Raw genomic sequence first — 19,802 nt, 5'->3', positions numbered from 1 at the left:
CAGACGTGACGACCTCAGCATTGTCATCGGAAGCCGACATCGTCGTCGTCGGCGGTGGCGTCGTCGGTGGCGCCATGGCGCTCGGCCTGGCGCGTGGCGGCGCCCGCGTCACCGTCCTCGACGAGGGCGACGTCGCCTTCCGCGCCTCGCGCGGCAATTTTGCGCTGGTCTGGGTCCAGTCCAAGGGGCTGGGCATGCCCGACTACGCGATGTGGTCGCGCCGTTCGGCCGAGCAATGGCACGAACTCGCCGCGGTGCTGCACGAGGACACCGGCATCGACGTCGCCCACAGCCAGCCCGGCGGCTTCATGCTCTGCCTGTCCGAGGCCGAGCTGGAGCAGCGCCGCCAGACCATGCAGCGGCTGCACAACCAGATGTCGCTGAGCGATTTCCCCTATGAGATCCTCGACCATGACGAGACCAAGCGCCGCCTGCCCGACATCGGGAAGGATGTGGTCGGCTCGGTCTACAGCCCGCTCGACGGCCATGTGAATTCGCTCAAGCTGTTCCGGGCGCTGCGCGACGCCAGCGCACGCCGCGGTGTCGACTATCGCCCCAACTGCACGGTCGACAGCATCACCTCGGGCGCGGGTGGCTTCCGGCTGAAAGGCGCCTTCGGCGAGATCGCGGCCGGCAAGGTCGTGCTCGCGGCGGGGCTCGGCAATGCGCGGCTCGCCCCCATGGTCGGGCTCGACGCGCCAGTGAAGCCGAGCAAGGGCCAGATCATCGTCACCGAGAAGACGGACGCCTTCCTGCACAACCCGATGGTGACGATCCGCCAGACGGACGAGGGCGGGATCATGATCGGCGACAGCCAGGAGGATCGCGGCTTCGACACCGTGGTCGGCCAGCCGATCCTCTCGGTCATGGCCGAGCGCGCGGTTCGGATGTTCCCGCGGCTGGCGGGGCTGAACGTGGTGCGCTCCTGGTCGGCGCTGCGGGTGATGAGCCCGGACGGATTCCCGATCTACGACCAGTCGCTCAGCCATCCTGGTGCCTTCGTCGTCACCTGCCACTCCGGCGTGACGCTGGCTGCCAACCATGTCCTGACGCTCGCCCCCGCCATCCTGTCGGGCGGGTTGCCGGACACGCTCGATGCCTTTTCCGCACGGAGGTTCCATGTTCCGGCCCATGCATGAGGCGAAGCCGGCCGAGGCGCTCGGCTTCACCTTCGACGGTCGCGCGCTGACGGCGCGCGCCGGCGACACGGTCGCGGCCGCGCTGCTGGCCAACGGAATCCAGGCCTGCCGCCAGACGCCGGTCTCGGGTGCGGACCGCGGGCCCTATTGCATGATGGGCGTCTGCTTCGACTGCCTCGTCGTCATCGACGGCGTCGGCAACCGCCAGGGCTGCCTCGTGCCGCTGCGCGAGGGCATGCGGATCGAAACCCAGGCCGGGCGCCGCCATCCCGATGGGGCCCAGTCATGATCCCGATCGAGACCATCGGCCAGGTTGCCGAGCATTACGACATCGCCGTGGTCGGTGCCGGCCCGGCCGGGCTCGCGGCGGCCGCACGCGCGGCCGAACTCGGCCTTTCCGTGCTGCTGGCCGACGAGAACCCCGCACCCGGCGGCCAGATCTACCGTGCCATCACCACGACGCCGGTCACGAAGCGCGCGGTGTTGGGCGAGGATTACTGGAAGGGCGGGGCGCTGGTCGACCGGCTCCGGCCGACGAACGCCGCCTATGCGCCGGGCTGCACAATCTGGTCGGTCGCGCCCGACGAGGCCGGCGGTTTCGAACTCGGCCTCTCGCTGGGCGGGCAGGCCCGGCTGATGTCGGCCGGCCAGGTCATCCTGGCGACGGGCGCGCAGGAGCGGCCCTTCCCGATTCCCGGCTGGACTCTGCCTGGCGTGATGACCGCGGGCGCGGCCCAAATCGCGCTCAAGGCCTCGGGCCTCGTGCCGAGCGGGCGCACCGTCATCGCCGGCTGCGGCCCCTTGCTCTATCTGCTCGCCGGCCAGCTTGCGGCAGCGGGCGCCAACATCGTCGCGGTGCTCGACACCACGCCGCGCCGCAACTGGCTCGCCGCCATCGCCGCGTTTCCTGATTTCCTGCGCTCGCCTTATCTCGCCAAGGGCCTGAAGCTGATGGCGGCGGCCCGCGGCAAGCTGCCATTCAAAACCGGCGTCACCGCGCTGGCGGCTGAAGGCTCCGGCAAGGTCACGGGTGTGACGGTGACGCGTGGAGGGGCGACCGAGACGATTCCCTGCGACGCACTGCTGTTGCACCAGGGCGTCATCCCCGGCATCAACCTGGCCAATGCGGCCGGCTGCGCGCAGCATTTCGACACGGTCCAGCATTGCTGGACACCGACCGTGGACGCCTGGTTCGCTTCCTCGATCCCCGGCATCGCCATCGCCGGCGACGGGGCAGGCATCGGCGGGGCCGAGAGCGCGGCCCTGCGCGGCGAGATCGCGGCGCTCGACGCCGCCCGCCGGCTCGGCCGGATCTCGCAAGCCGAGCGCGACGAGACGGCCGCCCCCACGCGCGCCGAACTCGCCCGCAGCCTGCGCGGGCGTCGTTTCCTCGACCTCCTGTATCGCCCCGCCGCGAGCTTCCTCGCGCCCCCGGCCGACGAGACCATCATCTGCCGTTGCGAGGAGGTCACCGCCGGCCAGATCCGCGATGCCGCCAGCCGCCTCGGCGTCACCGGCCCCAACCAGATGAAGGCCTTCCTGCGCTGCGGCATGGGCCCCTGCCAGGGCCGCCTCTGCGGCCCGACCGTGGTCGAGCTGATCGCGCAGGAGCGCGGCGTCTCAGCCGAAGAGACCGGCTATTACCGGCTGCGCCCGCCGGTGAAGCCGGTGACGCTCGCCGAACTCGCGGCCCTGCCGCCGACGGACGCTGCCATCAAAGCGGTGGTTCGGTGAGCGAAGGACGCCGCAGCGCCGACGTCATCGTCATCGGCGGCGGCATCCATGGCTGCTCGACGGCGCTGCACTGCGCGATGCGCGGGCTCTCGGTCATCCTGATCGAGAAGGACCATGCCGGGCGCCACGCCTCCGGCGTCAATGCCGGTGGTGTGCGCCAACTCGCCCGCCATGTCGCGGAGATCCCGCTCTCCAACACCTCGATGGCGCTCTGGCACCGCATCGAGGACCTCGTCGACGACGATTGCGGCTTCACCTCCGACGGTCAGGTGCTCGTCGCGGAGGACGAGGAAGACCTCGGCAATTGCCGCGCCCGCGTCGAGGACCTGACCCTGCGCGGCTTCCACCATGAAGAGCTGATCGACGCGGCCGAACTGCGCCGCCTCGTCCCGGCCGTCTCGGACGCCTGCCCCGGCGGCGTCGTCTCGCGCCGCGACGGCGCGGCGATCCCGCTGCGGGCGACGCAGGCCTTCAAGCGCAAGGCCCAGAGCCTCGGCGCCGACATCCGCGAGGGCGTGCGCGTCACCCGCGTGGCCCGCGATGGTGCAAACTGGCGCGTCGAGACCGATCAGGGCGCCTTCCTCAGCTCCCGCATCGTCAATGCCGCGGGCGCCTGGGCCGACCGCATCGCCGCCGATCTGGCTGAGCCCGTGCCGCTCGAGGTCATCGCGCCGATGCTGATGATCACGGCCCGGATGCCGGCCTTCATCAGGCCGGTGGTGATCCTGCGCAAGCGCAAGCTCTCCTTCAAGCAGTTCGAGAACGGCACCGTGCTGATCGGCGGCGGCTATCTCGGCCGCGCCATCCGCGACGAGAACCGCACCGTGCTCGACTGGGGCAAGCTCGCCACCAACGCCAGGACGGTCTGGGACCTCTTCCCGATCATGCGTGGCGCGCCGATCCTGCGCGCCTGGGCGGGCATCGAGGCGCGGATGCCCGACGATCTGCCCATTTTCGGTAGGAGCGCCAAGCACGAGGGCGTCTACCACCAGTTCGGTTTCTCGGCCCATGGCTTCCAGCTCGGCCCCGGGGCCGGGGCCGTGATGGCCGAGATCATCGCCACTGGCGCGAGCAACGTCCCGATCGACGGGCTCGGCATCGCGCGGTTCGCGCCGTCGTCACACCAGCCGTCATTGCGAGCGTAGCGAAGCAATCCAGGGGCCGCCATGCGCTGCTGCCCTGGATTGCTTCGCTGCGCTCGCAATGACGACCACAGCCTTTCACCCCAGGAGAGAAGACCATGACCATCAAGCGCCAAAGGACTAAGCCGCTCTCGCGGCAGGGTGCTGCGGCGCGGTCATCGCTGAGATTTCGCCTGTGAGGCGCTGCATCCGAGGATTTGGGGTCGTTTCCCCTGATCCCTGGAGGTTTCCATGATCGATGCCGTCACCGTCAGCCCGCTGCGCCAGCGGATGATCGAGGACATGACCATCCGCCGGTTCGGCGAGCACACGCAGCGCGACTATGTCCGGCAGGTGCGTGAGTTCACGGCCTTCCTTGGGTTGCCGCCGGACCGGGCCGAGCCCGAGGATCTACGGCGCTATCAGCTTCACATGGCTTCGCTCGGCGCCAGCTATGCCCGGATGAACCTGGCCTGCACGGCCCTGCGCTTCTTCTTCCACGTCACGCTGGGCCGGACCGGCTTTGGTGACCGCATGGCGCGGATCCCGACGCCCGATCGCCTGCCGGTGGTTCTGGACACGCAGGAGGTGGCGCTGCTGTTGGCGCATGCGCGGAGCCTGAAGGACCGCGCCGCGCTGAGCATCGCCTATGGCTGCGGCCTGCGCGTCTCGGAGATCGCCAACCTCAAGGTCACCGACATCGACAGCGCCCGCATGCTGATCCGGGTCGAGCAGGGCAAGGGCCGCAAGGACCGCTATGTCATGCTCGCGCCCGACCTGCTCGATCTGCTGCGGCAGTGGTGGCGGGTGAAGCGGCCGCGCGGCTGGCTCTTCCCCGGCCAGCAGCCGGGCCAGCCGATCACGACGCGCCAGCTCAACCGGGCCTGCCATGCTGCAGCCGAGGCAGCCAAGCTCGACAAGCGGGTGTCAATGCACACGCTCAGGCACAGCTTCGCCACCCATCTGCTGGAGCGGAAGACCGATATCCGCGTCATCCAGGTCCTGCTCGGGCACAGGAAGCTCGACACCACCGCCGTCTACACCCGCGTCGCGCTGAAGACGCTGCGCGAAGTGACGAGCCCGCTCGCGCTGCTGGCGCCGCCGCCACCGCCATAGCGGTCCCGCGCCGATCATGGCGCGGCCTTCGCTGGAGGTTGCGGATATCCTGAACCGGCATGGCGAGGCCTATCTCGCGCGCCATCGGCTCAGCCGCGGTCAGCTCAAGGTGATGGGTGCCATCCGGGCCTGCCGCACGGCTGCGCTCGGCGGCCATGTCATGGCCTGCGGCGACTGCGATCACGCGGCCATCGCCTACAACTCCTGCCGCAACCGGCACTGCCCGCGCTGCCAGGGCGCAGCGGCAAAGGACTGGCTCGCGGATCGCCAGGCCGATCTCCTGCCCGTGCCCTACTATCATCTCGTCTTCACACTGCCGGCGTCGATCGCAGCGGTCGCCTACCAGAACAAGGCCGAGGTCTACGGCCTGCTGTTCAGGGCTGCAGCCGAGACGCTCGCCACCATCGCGAGCGATCCCCGGCATCTCGGCGCCCGCATCGGCTTCACCAGCGTACTGCACACATGGGGATCGGCGATGACGCACCATCCCCATCTCCACATCATCGCGCCCGGCGGCGGCCTGTCGCCGGACGGCGCTCGCTGGATCTCATGCCGATCCGGCTTCTTCCTGCCCGTGCGCGTGCTCTCGCGGTTGTTCAGACGGCTCTTCCTCGAAGGGCTCGCGGCCCTGCACGCGGCCGGGCGGCTCGCTTTCCAAGGCAATCTCGCCGATCTGACTGAGGCCGATGCCTTCGCCTCCATGCTGGCGCCGCTGCGGCGCGCCGACTGGGTCGTCTATGCCAAGCGCCCCTTCGGTGGCCCTGAGGCCGTGCTGGCTTATCTCGCCCGCTACACCCACCGTGTCGCCATCGCCAACAGCCGCATCATTGCCGTGGATCGGCACAGGGTCACGTTCCGCTGGAAGGACTATCGCGCCCGCTCCACCGGCAAGGGCCGGCGCAAGACCATGACGCTGACGGCCCACGAGTTCATCCGCCGCTTCCTGCTCCATGTCCTGCCCGACGGCTTCCACCGCATCCGCCATTACGGCCTGCTCGCCTCGAGCCGCCGTGCCGACACCATCGTCCGCATCAGGCAGATCATCGCGGCGACGACGCCGGACGACATCGCCAGAGACGACGTCCCGGTCGCCGCAGCGCAACCCGAGCAGGCCTCTGAACCCCACCCGCCATGCCCATGCTGCGGCGGCCGCATGATCCTCGTCGAGCGCTTCGCGCCGGGCACAGCGCCGCGAACCATCCTCGCCGTCAGGATCGACACATCATGACGATGGCCCCATGGCGGCATCTTCAGGAAGCACTGCCGATCTCGGCCAGAGAGCGGGCAATCCCGTTCGGCCCAATCGCGGAAACGGAGATGGCCGCGGTCTCGGATCCACCAAATGTGCAGCTAAACCTCAGCTTCGGGGCCGCTCGGTCGGAGCATCGCACCGTCGCCTCGCGCCTCGCACGATCTCGCAGACCATACCGCGCGGCGAAATCCCCATAGCCCACGGCCCCGGGCCGCGGCTTCCTCCCTTGGAGGCTTTCGGACGCCGGCCCTCAGCCCAGTCCGAACCCGCTCGCATGGGCCGGCATCCGAAACCCTTCACACATCAAGACCCCGATCCAGAACCGCGTCGTCGAGGCCGGCAATCTCGTCTTCGTCGGCGGCTGCATCGCCGACGACATCACCCAGTCGATGGGCCCGCAGACCCAGAACATCCTGACCAAGATCGAGAGCTATCTCGGCGAGGTCGGGCTCGACCGCAAGGCGATCGTCGCCGCGACCATCTTCGTCACCGATCTGCCGGGCAAGAAGGAAATGGACCCGGTCTGGACCGCCTTCTTCGGCGACGCCCTGCCGACCCGCGCGACCGTCGGCATCGCCGATCTCGGCGGCGCGCTGATCGAGATCGTCTGCACCGCCAGCCGCGGTTGAGATTTCCGCACACACCGCAAAGTCAGCCGTCATCCTGGACAAGCCGCGTAGCGGCGCAGGCCGGGATCCATCATAGGGCAGGACGTCGCTCTAGGATGAATCCCGGACGACCTGCGGTCGCCCAGGATGACGGAGTGTATCCGCGCGAGACAAGCGGCCCCTCACACCGCCACGACATACCCATCCCGGCGCGGATCAGCCGCGCCGGTCATCACGCCGGTGGCGGGGTCGACCGACACCGCCTGCATGCCGCCGCAGCGCATCGTCCAGCCCGTGTCGAAGGCGGTGATGGCGTGGCCGCGCCGGCGCAGCTCGGCCAGCGTGTCGGCCGAGATCCGATTCTCGGCCTCGATCGCCCGCCCGTCCCAGAGCCGCGCGCGCGGCGCCTCGATTGCGTCCTGCAGCGGCAGGCCGAAATCGAGATGCTGCACCATCGCCTGGGTCTGCGTCTGCATGATGCCGTAGGAGCCCGGCGTGCCGAGCGCGAGCACGGGGCGGCCATCCCGCGTCGAGACGCTGGGCGACATGCACATCGGCAGTTCGTCGCCGGGCTTCGAGCGGTTCGGGCTGCCGGTCTGGACGTCCGACCAGTACAGGAAATTGTTGAGGCAGACGCCGGTGCCCGGCACCACGATCCCGCTGCCGAAGGGGCTGCCCAGGCTGTTGGTGATGCACACCAGATTGCCCTCGGAATCCGCCGCCGAAAACGAGGTCGTATGCGCCGGGTCCTCGCCCGGCTGCGGCGTCCATTGCTCCGTCGGGCCCTCCACCGGCGCGCCGTCGGTCAGGCGCCGGCGCAGTGCGGCGAGCGCATCCTCCGCGAAGATGGCGGCGAGGCGATCGGGCGAGGGGTTGTTGGCGGCGATGCGGACACCGGCCGCCAGCCGTATCGCGCGGAAGACGAGGTTGAGATGCTCCGGCCCGTCCTTGACGAGGGCGCCGAGATCGCTGCCCTCGAGGATCTTCAGACTGAGCAGGAACTGGAAGGCCTCGCAGGGCGGCGGTGGCACATGGACGGTGAGGCCGCGATAGGAGGCCACGAAAGGCTCGCGCCAGCGCGGCGCCACCGCCGCGAGATCCTCCATCGTCATCAGCCCGCCGAGCGAACGCAGATGGGCGACGATGCGCTGCCCCAGCGCGCCGCGATAGAGATGATCCGGCCCCTCCGCCGCGATGGCGGCGAATGTCGTCGCGAGATCGGGCTGGCGCAGCACCTGGCCGACGCGGACGGGGCCGCCCTCGGCCAGATAGGTCGCAGCGAAACCGGGATAGAGCTCCGTCCACGCCTCCAGCAGCGGCGCCTGCTCATTGAACTCGGCGACGCCGAATTCGGAGAGGGCGAAGCCGTCCCGGGCGAGCGCGATCGCCGGGGCGAAAACCTCGGCCAGCGTCTTGCGGCCATGGCGCGAGACGAGCTCGCACCAGCCGGCGAGGTTGCCCGGCATGGCCACCGCATGGGGGCCGCGCTCGAGATCGCTGCGCTGCGTGAAGCGCTCGGCCGGGAAGCTCTTCTGGATCGGCGGCACGAAATCGAGCACGCTCACGCGCTCCTCCGCTGCCGACCAGAGCGTCGCCGAGCCCATGCCCGACAGGCTCGACATGAACGGCTCGACCACGGTCAGCGCCGCCGCCGTCGCGACGATGGCGTCGAACGCGTTGCCGCCCTGAATCAGCAGCCGCGCGCCCGCCTGGGCCGCAAGCGGATGGGCCGCGGCGACCATGCCGTGGCGGGACTGGATCGTCGGGCGGCGGCCATCCATCGTCTGTCTCCTCGCAACGGCCCGGGTGGCCGGCGCGCGATCAGAGCATGACGGGGGCGGGGCGCGACAGATGCCCCGGCCTGCGTTGCGCGGGCCGCGGCCGGCGCGGCGCGCATGGCGGCGCCACCCGGCTCAGTTCAGCACGAGCCGGGGCAGCCAGAGCACGACTTCGGGGAGGAAGGTGATGATCGCCAGCACGCCGAACCCGACCGCCAGGAAGGGCAGCACCTCCCGCACGACCCGCTCGATCTTCACCTGGGCGAAGTTGCCGCAGATGTAGAGGAGAATGCCGACCGGCGGTGTGAGCAGCCCGAGCATCAGGTTGAAGACGATCACCAGCCCGAAATGCACGAGATCGATGCCGACCGCCTCGACGATCGGGATCAGCACCGGGATCAGGATGATCATCGCGGCGATCGCTTCCATGAAGCAGCCGACGATCAGCAGCAGCACGTTGATCAGCAGCAGGATGACCCAGGGATTGGTTGAGAAGGCGCCGATCCACGCGGCGATCTCGCGCGGCAGACCGCTCACCGCCATCAGCCAGCCGAAGCCGGCGGCAAAGGCGATGATGATCATGACGACGGCGGAATCGAGCCCGCTCTGGACGCAGATGCCCCAGAGCTGGCGCCAGGACAGCTCACGATGGATCACCATGGCGACGAAGAGCGCATAGAGCACGGCCACGGCTGCGCTCTCGGTGACGGTGACGACGCCGCCGGTGACGCCGAACAGGATGACGAAGGGCATCATCAGCGCCCAGATCGCCTTGCTGCCGGAGCGCAGCACTTCGCGCAGCGGCACCGCCTCGTGGACCGGGTATTTCCGGGCGCGCGAGATCAGGTAGACGACGACGGCGAGCCCGCCGCCGAGCAGGAGGCCGGGAACGACGCCGCCGAGGAACAGGGCGGCGACGGAGACGCCCTTGCCGACCGACAGGGCGTAGATCACCAGCGGGATCGAGGGCGGGATGATCGGGCCCATCACCGAGGCCGAGGCCGTGATCGAGGCGGCGAAGCCGGGGTCGTAGCCCGAGCGCTTCATGCCCGGGATCAGCACCTTGCCCAGTGCGGTCGCATCGGCCACCGCCGATCCGGAGACGCCGGAGAAGACCATGCAGGACATCACGGTGGTGAGGCCGAGCCCGCCACTGAACCGGCCGACGCAGGCATTGGCGAAGCTGATGATGCGGGCGGTGATGCCGCCGACATTCATGATGTTGCCGGCCAGGATGAAGAACGGGATCGCCAGCAGCGAATAGGAATCGGCGCCGATCAGCGCCCGCTGCACAAAGACCGAGAAGGGCAGCGTCGGGTGGTTGGCGATCGTCATGACGGCGGCCAGCGCCATCGCGAAGGCGATCGGCAGGCCCAGCACCATCATCACGCCGAACGACAGCATCAGCACGCCGGCCATCGGGATCGTCTCCTAGAGGTGCACGTCGCCGAGCGGATCGCGTCTGGCCGGATCGAGCAGCTTCTCGATCCAGAACACGATCATCAGCGCGGCGCAGAAGGGCGCGGCGAAATAGAAGGAGGCGGGGCTGATCTCCAGCGCGCCGAAGGTCTGGCCGAGCGTGCCGATCGAGATCTGGAGCCCGAACCAGAGCATCAGCACGGCCAGCAGCAGGATGAGCCCCTGGTTGAGCCAGAGCACCAGCGTCTGCAGCCGCTTAGGCAGCATCAGCACGAACATGTCGATCGCGATGTGCAGCATGTTGCGGTAGAGCACCGCCGCGCCGGCGAAGACCGACCAGACGAACAGGATCCGGCAGACCTGCTCGGTCCAGGACAGCGGGCGCTCGAGCCCGTAGCGGTACCAGACCGCTGCGATCGTGATCAGCACGATGGCCGCGATCGACACGCCGACGATGGCGCGGGCGATCCAGTCGCAAAGGTCGCACAGCCGGCGCCATAGCGCAGGCAGGCCGGTCAGAGGCTGCATGACAATCCTGTCGAGCGAGGACGAGGTGCCGGGCCCCAAGGGGGCCCGGCAATAGCGGCGTCAGGCGCTCATGCGATCGTCTTGATCCGGTCGACCCATTTCTTCACATGGGCGAACTCGGTCTCCATGCCTTCGAGCGTCTTGCGGAAGGCATCCTTGTCGACATCGTTGATCGCGATGTTCTTGGCCTTGACCAAAGCGAGGATGCGGTCGTCGTCGGCGATCACCTTCGGACGCAGCGAGTCCTCCATGTCGCGGGCGGCCTGGACGAGGGCCTTGCGCTGGTCCTCGCTGACCGCTCGGAAGCTGGCTTCCGAGATCACGATCATGTTGTCCTGCATCATGTGCTCGGTCAGGGCGAAGTTCTTGTTCACGTCGAAGATGCCGCCGTTATAGGTCAGCGCCATCGGGTTTTCCTGGCCCTCGATCACGCCCGACTTGAGAGCCTGGAACACCTCCGGCCAGGGCAGCGGCGTCGGCGAGGCGCCGAAGCGCTCGAAGGTCCGGCGCCACATCGTGGTCTCAGGCACGCGGATCTTGAAGCCCTTCAGATCGGCCGGTGTCTTGACGACGCGGCTGGAGGAGAGCTGGCGCGGCATGCGCGGAATCGCGCCGAGCGGGCGCAGCTTGGCCTGCGCCGCGACGTCGTTGCCGTATTCGGCCATGATCGCGGTCATGACCTTGTCCTTGTGGGCGACGTTCTTGAACAGATAGGGATAGGTGAAGACCTCGGCCGGCTTGTACCAGCCGGCGAGCAGGGCGGCGCCCGGCGTCGCGACATGGATCGAGCCCTGCAGCAGCCCCTCGACATTCTCGCGCTCGCCGCCGAGCGCGCCGGCATGATGCGAGGCGATGTCGATCTGCCCCTTGGTCAGTTCCTTCACGCGCGCGGCGAAGACGTCGAGGCTCTGGGAGATGAAGTCGGTCTGCGGCGTCGCCGAAGCTCCGATCCATTTCAGCTGCTGGGCCCGCAGGATGCCGGGCATGGCGATGAGGCCGGCGCCGAGCGCGGCCCCCGCCAGGACGGTCCGGCGGGTCGGCTGGTCTGTTCTGCTCTTGGTCATGATGTCCTCCCTGGACGTTGGGCCGGCCCGTTGTCTCGGGCTCTGGCCGGTCTGCACTGCTAAGGCCGGGGCGGTGTCAGCCCCGGAAGTGATCCTCCATCTCGCGGCGAACCTTGACCGCGGAATCATTGGCGTCGAAGGCGACGTCCGACCATTTCAGCCGCTGGCCCAGCGCGATGTCGTGCTTGAGCTTGACGCGATGGGCGAGGCCCAGCGGCAGATAGCCCTCCGCCAGCGAGGTCTTGGCCGGGGTCTGCTTGCCCCAGACGCAGAAACCACCCTCGCCATCCAGCATTTCACCGGCCTTGAGGTCGCGCTTGGCGGTGGCGACGACGTCGGAATTGAAGCAGATCGGCGCGCCCGTCGGCTCATGCCGCAGCGCGGCCGAGGCGACCGAGATGCCGAGTTCGAGCCCGATCATGTGGATCGGCCGGTAGAGGCAGGAATAGCGGCCACTCTTGTCGGGCAGCATCGAATACTCCCGGAAGCACTCCTCGCTATAGGCGCTGTCGGACTCGAAGACGACATAGGTGCCCATGACAAGACTATGGGGCACATCCGTGCCGTCGCGATAGACCGAGGAGGTCACCTCGGTGACGCCGGCCCGCTCCAGCACGCCGCCATCGGCCTTTGGTTTGCAAATCTCGGCATGTTCGAACCGCGTCGCAGGCGGGAAGGACAGGCCCTCGGCCTGCGATTCCAGCCCCGTCGCATTGCAGACAGCGGTCATCTCGATGCCCGACTTGGTGCCGTCGACGAAGGAGTTGAACATCTTCGGATTGATCGAATTACGATCCTTGATCTTCATGTACTTGTCGAGGATGTCCCAGACCGTGTCGGGCGTCGACTGGTGGTAGGTCGGGTGGTAGCGCGTGCCCTTGCCGGCGCTGACGACCCGGAAGCCCGAGGCGCGGGCCCAGTCGACATGGTCGGCGATCAGGGCCGGCTGGTCGCCCCAGGCCAGCGAATAGACCACGCCAGCCTCGCGCGCCTTGCGCGCCAGCAGTGGCCCGGCGCAGGCATCGGCCTCGACATTGACCATGACGATGTGCTTGCCGTTGGCGATGGCGCGCATCGCGAAGCGGATGCCGGCGCCCGGATCGCCCGTCGCCTCGATGATCACCTCGACGCCCGGATGGTCGATCAGCGCATCGCCGTCCTCGGTGACGAGCGTCGCCCCGTTCTTCAGCGCATCGTCGATCGAGGCCGCCGCATATTGTTCCTCCGGCCAGCAGGCCAGTTTCAGCTGCGAGCGGGCGCGGGCGGTGTTGAGGTCGGCGACGCCGACGATGTGCATCCCGTCCGTGCTGCGCGCCTGGGAGAGGAACATGGTGCCGAACTTGCCGGCGCCGATGATGGCGACGGTGACCGGCTTGCCGGCGGCCTTCCGTTCGAGAAGCAGTCTGTGCAGGTTCATGCGCCGGTTCTTTCCTCGCCAGGCCGACCGCGAGGGGTCGGACGTCTCGTTATTCGAGGAGGCGTCGCAAGGAAAAAGGGTGGCGAACGCGGGCTGCGCGTCACCTGGCGCCGGGTGCCGGCGCGTCTTTCCTCCCTGCGGGCCGCAGCTTCGTTTGATGAGCTGCATTCCTCATGTCATAGGCGTAACATGGGGTTCATTCGCAACAAAAGCGAATAAGTTTGGCATGATCGACAAATAGGATTCACCGATGATCGGGGGCATGCCACCGCTGCAATGGCTACAGACCTTCCGCGCCGTGATGGAGGCTGGCAGCTTCGCCGGCGCCGCCAAGCTGATGAACCTGACGCCTTCGGCGATCAGCCATCAGATGCGCGCGCTGGAGGGCATGCTGGGGCGGCCCCTGTTCCTGCGCGTGCGGCGCAGCGTCGTCCCGACCGAGGAGGCGCTGACCTATTCCGCCTCGATCGGCGAGAGCTTCGCGCGGCTGATGACGGCGACGATCCGCGTCGCCTCGGGGGCGGGCGTGCGGCGCCTGCCGATCCACGCCTCGCCCAGCCTGGCGACGCTCTGGCTGATGCCGCGGCTGGGCCAGTTCCTGCGCGAGCATCCCAGCATCGACGTTTCGCTCTTCGCCAGCCATGAGCCGGCCCGGCTCGGCCAGGACGGCATCCTCATCGACATCCAGTATGCGCGGCCGGTCCCCGAGGATTGCGAGGCGGTGGCGCTGGGCGAGGAGCTGATCGTCCCGCTCGCCAGCCCGGCCTTCGTGGCCGCCCACGGACTGGAGACGGCGGGCGACATCGCGCGCGTGCCGCTGATCCACTCGCTGCGCTGCGTTGTGCCCTGGGACCAGTGGGCCGCGCGCCACGCCCCCTTCGTGCCCCTGAGCGCCAGGGGCCTGCAGTTCGACCGCGCCCATCTCGCTTTGGCCGCCGCCGAGGACGGGCTGGGCCTCGCGCTGGAATCGACGCTGCAGGCGCGCGATCTCATCGCCACAGGCCGGCTCGTCATGCCGCTGGGCCCGACCGGCATCGGCGTCGTCGCCCATCGCCTGATCTATCGGCGTGAGGAGCGGGACAATCCCGAGATCCAGGCTTTCGTCGGCTGGCTGATGGACAAGATCGCCGAGGGGGCGACGCCCGGCCAGTTCGCAGCGCCGTGAGGCTCAGGTCCCGCAGAAGGTCCGCAGCACGCGCTCTTCCGGCCTTGGCGGGGTCTCGTAATCCGCATGAACCGCCCGCTCCACGAAGGGCTCGGCGAGAACCGCCAGCAGTTCCTCGAAGGGCCCGAAATCATCGCGCTCCTGCGCGGCGGCGATGGCCGCCTCGACGCGGTGGTTGCGCGGGATATAGGCCGGGTTGACCGAGAGCAGTGCGCCAGACGCCGTTCCCGCGCTGCGCTCGCGCCAGCGGGCCAGCCAGCCGTCGAGGGCAGGGTCCTCTGCCAGCGCCGCTCGCAGCGGGGCCTCGTCGGCCTGGCCGGCCTGCAACCGGGCCAGATGGCGGAAGGTCAGCGTGAAATCCGCCTCGCGCGCGCCGAGCAGGCCCAGGAACTCGGCGCCCAGCACGGTGTCCGCTTCGCTGTTGCCGGGCAGGCCGAGCTTGCGCGCGATGCCGGCGTCGTAGCCGGCCTGGAAGCGCGGCGCGAAACCGGCGAGCGCGTCCTGCGCCAGTTGCACCGCCTCGTCGGTCCCCTCTGCGAAGAGGGGCAGCATCGCTTCCGCGAGACGCGTCAGGTTCCACAGCGCCATCGTCGGCTGGTTGCCATAGGCGTAGCGACCGCCGGTATCGATCGAGCTGAAGACGGTGGCCGGGTCATAGGCGTCGAGGAAGGCGCAGGGGCCGTAATCGATCGTCTCGCCGGCGATCGAGACATTGTCGGTGTTCATCACGCCATGGATGAAGCCGACCAGCAGCCAGCTCACCATGAGGTCCGCCTGCACCGCGATCACGGCCTCGAGCAGGCCGAGATAGCGGTTCTGCGCCTCAGCCGCCTGCGGGTGGTGGCGCGCGATGACATGGTCCGCGAGCGCCCGCAGCGCCTCGGTGTCCTGCCGCGCCGCGAAGAACTGGAAGGTGCCGACGCGGATATGGCTGGACGCCACGCGCGTCAGCACCGCGCCGGGCAGGATCTCGTCGCGCATCACGCGGGCGCCCGTCAGCACGAAGGCGAGCGCCCGCGTCGTCGGGATGCCGAGCGCCGCCATCGCCTCGCTGACGATGTATTCACGCATGACCGGCCCCAGTGCCGCCCTCCCGTCGCCGCCGCGCGAATAGCGCGTGCGCCCGGCCCCCTTCAGCTGGATGTCGCGGCGGCGGCCTGAGCGGTCGATCACCTCGCCCAGCAGGATCGCGCGGCCGTCGCCGAGCTGCGGCACGAAGTTCCCGAACTGGTGGCCCGCATAGGCGGTCGCGATCGGCGTCGAGCCCTCGGCCACCGCATTGCCGGCCAGCATGGCGAGTCCCTCCGGGCCCGAGAGCCAGGCAGGATCGAGCCCGAGCTCTTCGGCCAGCGCACGGTTGAGCCGCACCAGACGCGGCTCGGGTACCGGCGTCGGCGGGGTCAGCGCAAAGAAGCGCTCCGGCAGCCTGGCATAGGAGTTGTCGAAGGCGATGGGCATGGCGCGTCCTGTCGTGGGGGCGTCTCATCCCCTCTGGTCGAAAGCCTTGGCGCGAGCAAGGGTTCCGCGCGCGGCCCTCGCCGTCACATACCCACGCGTTCCGTTCTGCTACGATGAAACCATGACCATGGATCGACTGAAACGCATGCTCGAACCGGCCTCGCTGGCGGTCTGGGCGCCGCCGGGGGCCTCCACCAGCCCGCTGCTCGATGGCATCCGCAGCGCAGGCTATGCCGGCCGCGCCTTCGTGCTCGGCGGCGGCAGCGCGGATGGATTCGAGGCCGTGCCCGGCTTCGACGAACTGCCGCAGCCGGTCGATCTCGTGATCGCGCCGGCCGCCGGGGCGGCGGAGGTCATCGCCGCCGCCGGTCGGCGCGGTTGTGCGGGCGTCCTCGTCGCCGATGGCGAGCGGTCCGATGCGCAGGGGCTGGGCGCGGCGGCGCGCCTGGCCGGCATCCGCCTGCTCGGGCCGGACTCGATCGGACTCGTCGCGCCGCGCCTGCGCCTCAACGCCAGCTTCGCGCCCTTCGTGCCAGGGGCCGGGGGCGTCGCGCTGGTGGCGCAGTCGAGTTCGATCGCAGCCGGCGTCCTGGCCTGGGCGGCGCGGCGCGAGGTCGGGTTCTCCGGCGCCGTGACGCTGGGCGCCGCCGCGGATGTCGATCTCGCCGACTGCCTCGACCATTTCGGGCAGGACGGCCGCACCCGCGCCATCCTGCTGGCGCTGGACGAGGTCGAGGATGCGGCGCGCTTCCTCTCCTCGGCGCGCGCGGCGGCACGGCTGAAGCCCGTGCTCGTGCTCAAGCCCTGGCAGCCTGCGGGCGCGAGCGGGGGGCTGACCCATGCGGGCCTGATCGTCACGCCCGACCGGGCCCATGACGCGGCCTTCCATCGGGCCGGCCTGCTGCGCGTGAACGATCTCGACGAGCTCTTCGCCGCCGCCGAGACGCTCGGGCGCATGCGCCAGCTCGTCGGCGGTCGGCTGGCGATCGTCAGCAACGGCGCCGGCCTCGCCGCTCTCGCCGCCGGGCGGCTGCGCCAGCTCGGCGGCAGCCTGGCCAGGTTCGACGGTGGCGCGGCGGGAGCGTCGCGGGAGGCGGTGATCGAGGTCGCGACGCCGGCTCAGTATGCCGGCACCGTCGCGCAGCTGCTCGCCGATGCCGGCGTCGATGCCGTGCTGGCGGTCCATGCGCCGCACCGCCTTGCTCAGGCCCAGGCCAGTGCCGATGCGGTGCTCGCCTCCGCCCGGGCGGCGGGGCAGGGCAAGCCCGTCCTTGCCGCCTGGATCGGCGGCGATGAGGCCGTCGCCGCGCGCTTCGCCGCGGCCGGGCTGCCCTCCTTCGCCACGGGCGCCGAGGCGGTGCTCGGCTTCCAGCACCTGCTGCGCCACGCCCGCCTGCAGGCGGAGCTGATGGCGACGCCGCCCTCGGCCGACGACGTGCCCCCGCCCGATCTGGCCCAGGCCCGGGCGATCATCGCCCGCGCGCTGGCGCAGGAGCGCGACTGGCTCGATGCCGGCGAGGTGTCCGCATTGCTGGCGATCTATCGCGTTCCGGAACTGAGGCCCGTGGTGGCGGCGGATATCGAGGCGGCGCTGGTCGCAGCCCGGCCCTTCCTGGCATCGGGGCGGCCGGTCGCGCTGAAAATCGTTTCCCCCGACATCGTCCACAAATCCGATGTCGGCGGCGTCGCGCTCGATCTCGCGACCGAGGCCGCCATCCGCGAGGCGGCGCAGCGCATGCTGGCGCGGGTGGCGCGCGAGCGGCCTGGCGCGCGCATCACCGGTCTCGCCATACAGCCCATGGCCCAGCGCGCCAAGGCCCGCGAACTCATCGTCGGCTTCGCGACCGATCCGTGCTTCGGGCCCGTCATCGTCTTCGGCCGGGGCGGGACAGCCGCCGAGCTGATCGATGACAGCCATGTCGCACTGCCGCCGCTCGATCTCGGCCTCGCCGGCCGGCTGATCGCGCGAACCCGGGTCTCGCGCGTGCTCGCCGCCTATCGCGACGTGCCGGCGGCGAATCTCGAGGCGGTCGCCGCCACGATCGTCGCCGTCGGCCAAATGGCGGTCGACCTGCCCGAGATTCGCGAACTCGACCTCAACCCGCTGCTCGCCGACGAGACCGGTGTGATCGCGGTCGATGCCCGCATCATGCTGGAGCGCCGTCCCGAGCAGCGCCGCCGCCCGGCGATCCGGCCCTATCCCGGCAGCTGGGCGAAGCGGATCGCCTTGCGGGGCGGGCGCGAATTCGAGGTCAGGCCGATCCGCCCGGACGACGAGGTCGCCATCGCGGAGATGCTGAAGAAGGTGACGCCGGAGGATCTCAGGCTTCGCTTCTTCGCCCCGGTGAAGGCGTTCACCCACGCCTTCCTCGCCCATCTGACGCAGCTCGACTATGCCCGTGCCATGGCCTTCGTGGCGCTCGACGAGGAGGGCGAGGTCGCCGGCGTCGTGCGTCTCCACGCCGACATCGCCCATGAGGAGGCCGAATACGCCATCCTGCTGCGCTCCGACATGAAGGGGCTGGGGCTGGGCTGGACCCTGATGACGCTGATCATCGAATGGGCGCGTGCCGAGGGGCTGAAGACGATCCGCAGCCAGGTCCTGGCCGAGAACACGCGCATGCTGGCGCTCTGCCGCCAGCTCGGCTTCGACATCGCCAACGATCCCGATGACACCGCCATCCGCATCGTCACCCTGCCGGTCGAGCCGGCGCCTCCGCCGGGCTGACGCGGCCGTCGCCTCTTTTTCGGGCGCGACGGCGGGGAACGCTCACGGCGGAAGATGGTTCACCCGAAAGGCCCGCCGCCGCGTCGCGGGCCGGAAACATTCGGGATGGAGGATATCCGCCATGGAAGACGACAAAGCTCTGACTGAGATCAGGAAGATCGCCTATCGCCTCTGGATGGAGGATGGACGCCCGGATGGCGAGGACCGCCGCCACTGGGATCGGGCCAAGGAGATCTGGGCCTTCGAACATGCCGGCGACGCGCCGGCGGCGATGGAGACACAGCCGCAGCCGGCCGCAACGTCCTCTCGCCGTCGCGGCTCGCGCAGTCTGCCGGCGCCCGGTCTGGGAGGCTGATGTCGGGGATCACGTTGCCGTGATTCCGGTCGCGGCACCGTCTTCGGAAACGGCCGCCAATGGCGGGCCCAAACCGAGCGCCTGCGCAGAAAATCCGCCGGACCGCCGCGCGGAACGGGCAATCCTGTCCTCTCACGCGGCGTGATCGGGCCGGCGGTCGCTGTTGGCTTGCGCCCGCAACTGAGCTTCACTCTGTTCCAATTCAAGGCTGGCCGGCGCGCCATGGTGCTTCGCCGGTCAAGCGGCGAAGCGCGTGGGCACTCTCGCCGCCCTTCTTGATCCGAACCGGGAGGTCGACGGTGGCGAAGCTCAATGTGAACGGCAAGATGCTCGATGTCGAAGCAGCCGGCGATACGCCGCTGCTCTGGGTCATCCGCGAGCAGATCGGCCTGACGGGCACGAAATATGGCTGCGGCGTCGCCCAGTGCGGCGCCTGCACGGTGCATATCGACGGTGTCGCGACGCGCGCCTGCGCGCTGCCGCTCAGCGCGGTCACGGCCGAGCAGAAGATCGTCACGATCGAGGGGCTCTCCCCCGACGGCAATCATCCGGTCCAGCAGGCCTGGATCAAGCACGAGGTGCCGCAATGCGGCTTCTGCCAGAGCGGAATGATCATGGCGACCGCCGCCCTGCTGCAGGCCAATCCGAAGGCGACCGAGGCCGACATCGCCGCCGAGATCACCAATATCTGCCGCTGCGGGACCTATGCCCGGGTCAAGACGGCCATCCTCGACGTCGTCGCGGGCGGAACACTCGGCCGCGGCTGAGGTCTCGCCTGGTTTCGCTGCCCCTGCGCGGGGTTGAGCGCGGCCGGATCTGGACAAGACCGCCGCTTCCCTCGAGACCAACCGATCCGGAGGACGACATGACATCCGCCTCGACCACCCCCGAGACCACCGCTTCCGCCCGCAAAGGCCTGT

The 19,802-nt window shown here is 69.4% G+C and carries 17 protein-coding genes; 11 read left to right on the top strand and 6 right to left on the bottom strand.

What is annotated here, in order from left to right:
* Positions 1-5: 5 nt before the first annotated feature.
* The 7 genes from SJY11_RS23505 (at position 6) to SJY11_RS23475 (ending at position 6,991) form a co-directional block, all read left to right on the top strand.
* Positions 6-1,139, top strand: a complete 1,134-nt coding sequence (locus SJY11_RS23505) for an NAD(P)/FAD-dependent oxidoreductase (protein WP_376989125.1) — start codon at positions 6-8, stop codon at positions 1,137-1,139.
* A complete protein-coding gene (locus SJY11_RS23500; RefSeq protein ID WP_371125966.1) occupies positions 1,132-1,428 on the top strand; it encodes a (2Fe-2S)-binding protein in 297 nt (98 codons plus the stop codon). Before SJY11_RS23505 ends, SJY11_RS23500 begins: the two co-directional genes overlap by 8 nt.
* Positions 1,425-2,873 (top strand): FAD-dependent oxidoreductase, encoded by a 1,449-nt coding sequence (locus tag SJY11_RS23495; RefSeq protein ID WP_376989124.1) that lies wholly within the window; start codon positions 1,425-1,427, stop codon positions 2,871-2,873. The genes SJY11_RS23500 and SJY11_RS23495 overlap by 4 nt, the downstream gene beginning before the upstream one ends.
* Positions 2,870-4,018 carry an NAD(P)/FAD-dependent oxidoreductase gene (locus SJY11_RS23490; protein WP_376989123.1) on the top strand — a complete coding sequence of 383 codons (1,149 nt, stop codon included), beginning with the start codon at positions 2,870-2,872 and terminating at the stop codon, positions 4,016-4,018. The genes SJY11_RS23495 and SJY11_RS23490 overlap by 4 nt, the downstream gene beginning before the upstream one ends.
* 228 nt (positions 4,019-4,246) lie before the next feature.
* Positions 4,247-5,110, top strand: a complete 864-nt coding sequence (locus SJY11_RS23485) for a tyrosine-type recombinase/integrase (protein WP_376984330.1) — start codon at positions 4,247-4,249, stop codon at positions 5,108-5,110.
* Positions 5,111-5,126: 16 nt separating this feature from the next.
* Positions 5,127-6,338, top strand: a complete 1,212-nt coding sequence (locus tag SJY11_RS23480) for an IS91 family transposase (protein WP_376984328.1) — start codon at positions 5,127-5,129, stop codon at positions 6,336-6,338.
* 308 nt (positions 6,339-6,646) lie between these two features.
* Positions 6,647-6,991, top strand: a complete 345-nt coding sequence (locus tag SJY11_RS23475; protein WP_376989408.1) for a Rid family hydrolase — start codon at positions 6,647-6,649, stop codon at positions 6,989-6,991.
* Between the two features lie 161 nt (positions 6,992-7,152).
* On the opposite strand, the gene SJY11_RS23470 is transcribed toward SJY11_RS23475, so the two are convergent.
* The 5 genes from SJY11_RS23470 to SJY11_RS23450 all read right to left on the bottom strand — a co-directional run bounded on the left by SJY11_RS23470 (position 7,153) and on the right by SJY11_RS23450 (position 13,176).
* Entirely contained in the window at positions 7,153-8,751 is a 1,599-nt protein-coding gene (locus tag SJY11_RS23470; RefSeq protein WP_376989122.1) for a gamma-glutamyltransferase family protein, read from the bottom strand.
* 132 nt (positions 8,752-8,883) lie between these two features.
* Positions 8,884-10,167: a TRAP transporter large permease gene (locus SJY11_RS23465; protein WP_376989121.1), complete on the bottom strand. Its 1,284-nt coding sequence runs from the start codon at positions 10,165-10,167 to the stop codon at positions 8,884-8,886.
* Positions 10,168-10,179: 12 nt separating this feature from the next.
* A complete protein-coding gene (locus SJY11_RS23460) occupies positions 10,180-10,695 on the bottom strand; it encodes a TRAP transporter small permease (RefSeq protein WP_326909255.1) in 516 nt (171 codons plus the stop codon).
* Positions 10,696-10,763: 68 nt separating this feature from the next.
* The gene (locus SJY11_RS23455; protein WP_376989120.1) at positions 10,764-11,759 is read right to left on the bottom strand and encodes a TRAP transporter substrate-binding protein; all 996 of its coding nucleotides are present in this window, start codon (positions 11,757-11,759) and stop codon (positions 10,764-10,766) included.
* A gap of 76 nt (positions 11,760-11,835) precedes the next feature.
* A complete protein-coding gene (locus SJY11_RS23450; protein WP_376989119.1) occupies positions 11,836-13,176 on the bottom strand; it encodes an NAD(P)H-dependent oxidoreductase in 1,341 nt (446 codons plus the stop codon).
* 250 nt (positions 13,177-13,426) lie between these two features.
* Between SJY11_RS23450 and SJY11_RS23445 the strand changes: the two genes are divergently transcribed.
* A complete protein-coding gene (locus SJY11_RS23445; protein WP_376989118.1) occupies positions 13,427-14,341 on the top strand; it encodes a LysR substrate-binding domain-containing protein in 915 nt (304 codons plus the stop codon).
* 3 nt (positions 14,342-14,344) lie between these two features.
* Here SJY11_RS23445 and SJY11_RS23440 read toward each other — a convergent pair whose 3' ends face one another.
* The gene (locus tag SJY11_RS23440) at positions 14,345-15,799 is read right to left on the bottom strand and encodes a protein adenylyltransferase SelO (protein ID WP_376989117.1); all 1,455 of its coding nucleotides are present in this window, start codon (positions 15,797-15,799) and stop codon (positions 14,345-14,347) included.
* Positions 15,800-15,920: 121 nt separating this feature from the next.
* On the opposite strand from SJY11_RS23440, the gene SJY11_RS23435 reads away from it, so the two are divergent.
* From SJY11_RS23435 to SJY11_RS23425, 3 genes are all read left to right on the top strand, one after another.
* Complete coding sequence (locus SJY11_RS23435; protein WP_376989116.1) at positions 15,921-18,527, top strand: bifunctional acetate--CoA ligase family protein/GNAT family N-acetyltransferase; 2,607 nt, start codon at positions 15,921-15,923, stop codon at positions 18,525-18,527.
* A 121-nt stretch (positions 18,528-18,648) separates the two neighbouring features.
* Complete coding sequence (locus tag SJY11_RS23430; protein ID WP_326909245.1) at positions 18,649-18,882, top strand: DUF2934 domain-containing protein; 234 nt, start codon at positions 18,649-18,651, stop codon at positions 18,880-18,882.
* A gap of 299 nt (positions 18,883-19,181) precedes the next feature.
* Positions 19,182-19,649: a (2Fe-2S)-binding protein gene (locus tag SJY11_RS23425; RefSeq protein WP_376989115.1), complete on the top strand. Its 468-nt coding sequence runs from the start codon at positions 19,182-19,184 to the stop codon at positions 19,647-19,649.
* The last annotated feature ends 153 nt before the right edge of the window (positions 19,650-19,802 follow it).

The sequence above is a fragment of the Allobosea sp. R86505 genome, from assembly GCF_042466375.1.
GTDB lineage: Bacteria > Pseudomonadota > Alphaproteobacteria > Rhizobiales > Beijerinckiaceae > Allobosea.
The sequence above is the reverse complement of the archived record's forward strand: the minus strand, read 5'-3'. Positions and strand labels throughout refer to the sequence as shown.

What these genes read in the sequence shown, in the direction of transcription:
- SJY11_RS23500 (WP_371125966.1), top strand. Translation starts at nt 1,132, where the DNA reads ATGCATGAGGCGAAGCCGGCCGAGGCGCTCGGCTTCACCTTCGACGGT.
- SJY11_RS23495 (WP_376989124.1), top strand. Translation starts at nt 1,425, where the DNA reads ATGATCCCGATCGAGACCATCGGCCAGGTTGCCGAGCATTACGACATC.
- SJY11_RS23485 (WP_376984330.1), top strand. Translation starts at nt 4,247, where the DNA reads ATGATCGATGCCGTCACCGTCAGCCCGCTGCGCCAGCGGATGATCGAG.
- SJY11_RS23480 (WP_376984328.1), top strand. Translation starts at nt 5,127, where the DNA reads ATGGCGCGGCCTTCGCTGGAGGTTGCGGATATCCTGAACCGGCATGGC.
- SJY11_RS23470 (WP_376989122.1), bottom strand. Translation starts at nt 8,751, where the DNA reads ATGGATGGCCGCCGCCCGACGATCCAGTCCCGCCACGGCATGGTCGCC.
- SJY11_RS23465 (WP_376989121.1), bottom strand. Translation starts at nt 10,167, where the DNA reads ATGGCCGGCGTGCTGATGCTGTCGTTCGGCGTGATGATGGTGCTGGGC.
- SJY11_RS23460 (WP_326909255.1), bottom strand. Translation starts at nt 10,695, where the DNA reads ATGCAGCCTCTGACCGGCCTGCCTGCGCTATGGCGCCGGCTGTGCGAC.
- SJY11_RS23455 (WP_376989120.1), bottom strand. Translation starts at nt 11,759, where the DNA reads ATGACCAAGAGCAGAACAGACCAGCCGACCCGCCGGACCGTCCTGGCG.
- SJY11_RS23450 (WP_376989119.1), bottom strand. Translation starts at nt 13,176, where the DNA reads ATGAACCTGCACAGACTGCTTCTCGAACGGAAGGCCGCCGGCAAGCCG.
- SJY11_RS23445 (WP_376989118.1), top strand. Translation starts at nt 13,427, where the DNA reads ATGATCGGGGGCATGCCACCGCTGCAATGGCTACAGACCTTCCGCGCC.
- SJY11_RS23440 (WP_376989117.1), bottom strand. Translation starts at nt 15,799, where the DNA reads ATGCCCATCGCCTTCGACAACTCCTATGCCAGGCTGCCGGAGCGCTTC.
- SJY11_RS23435 (WP_376989116.1), top strand. Translation starts at nt 15,921, where the DNA reads ATGACCATGGATCGACTGAAACGCATGCTCGAACCGGCCTCGCTGGCG.
- SJY11_RS23430 (WP_326909245.1), top strand. Translation starts at nt 18,649, where the DNA reads ATGGAAGACGACAAAGCTCTGACTGAGATCAGGAAGATCGCCTATCGC.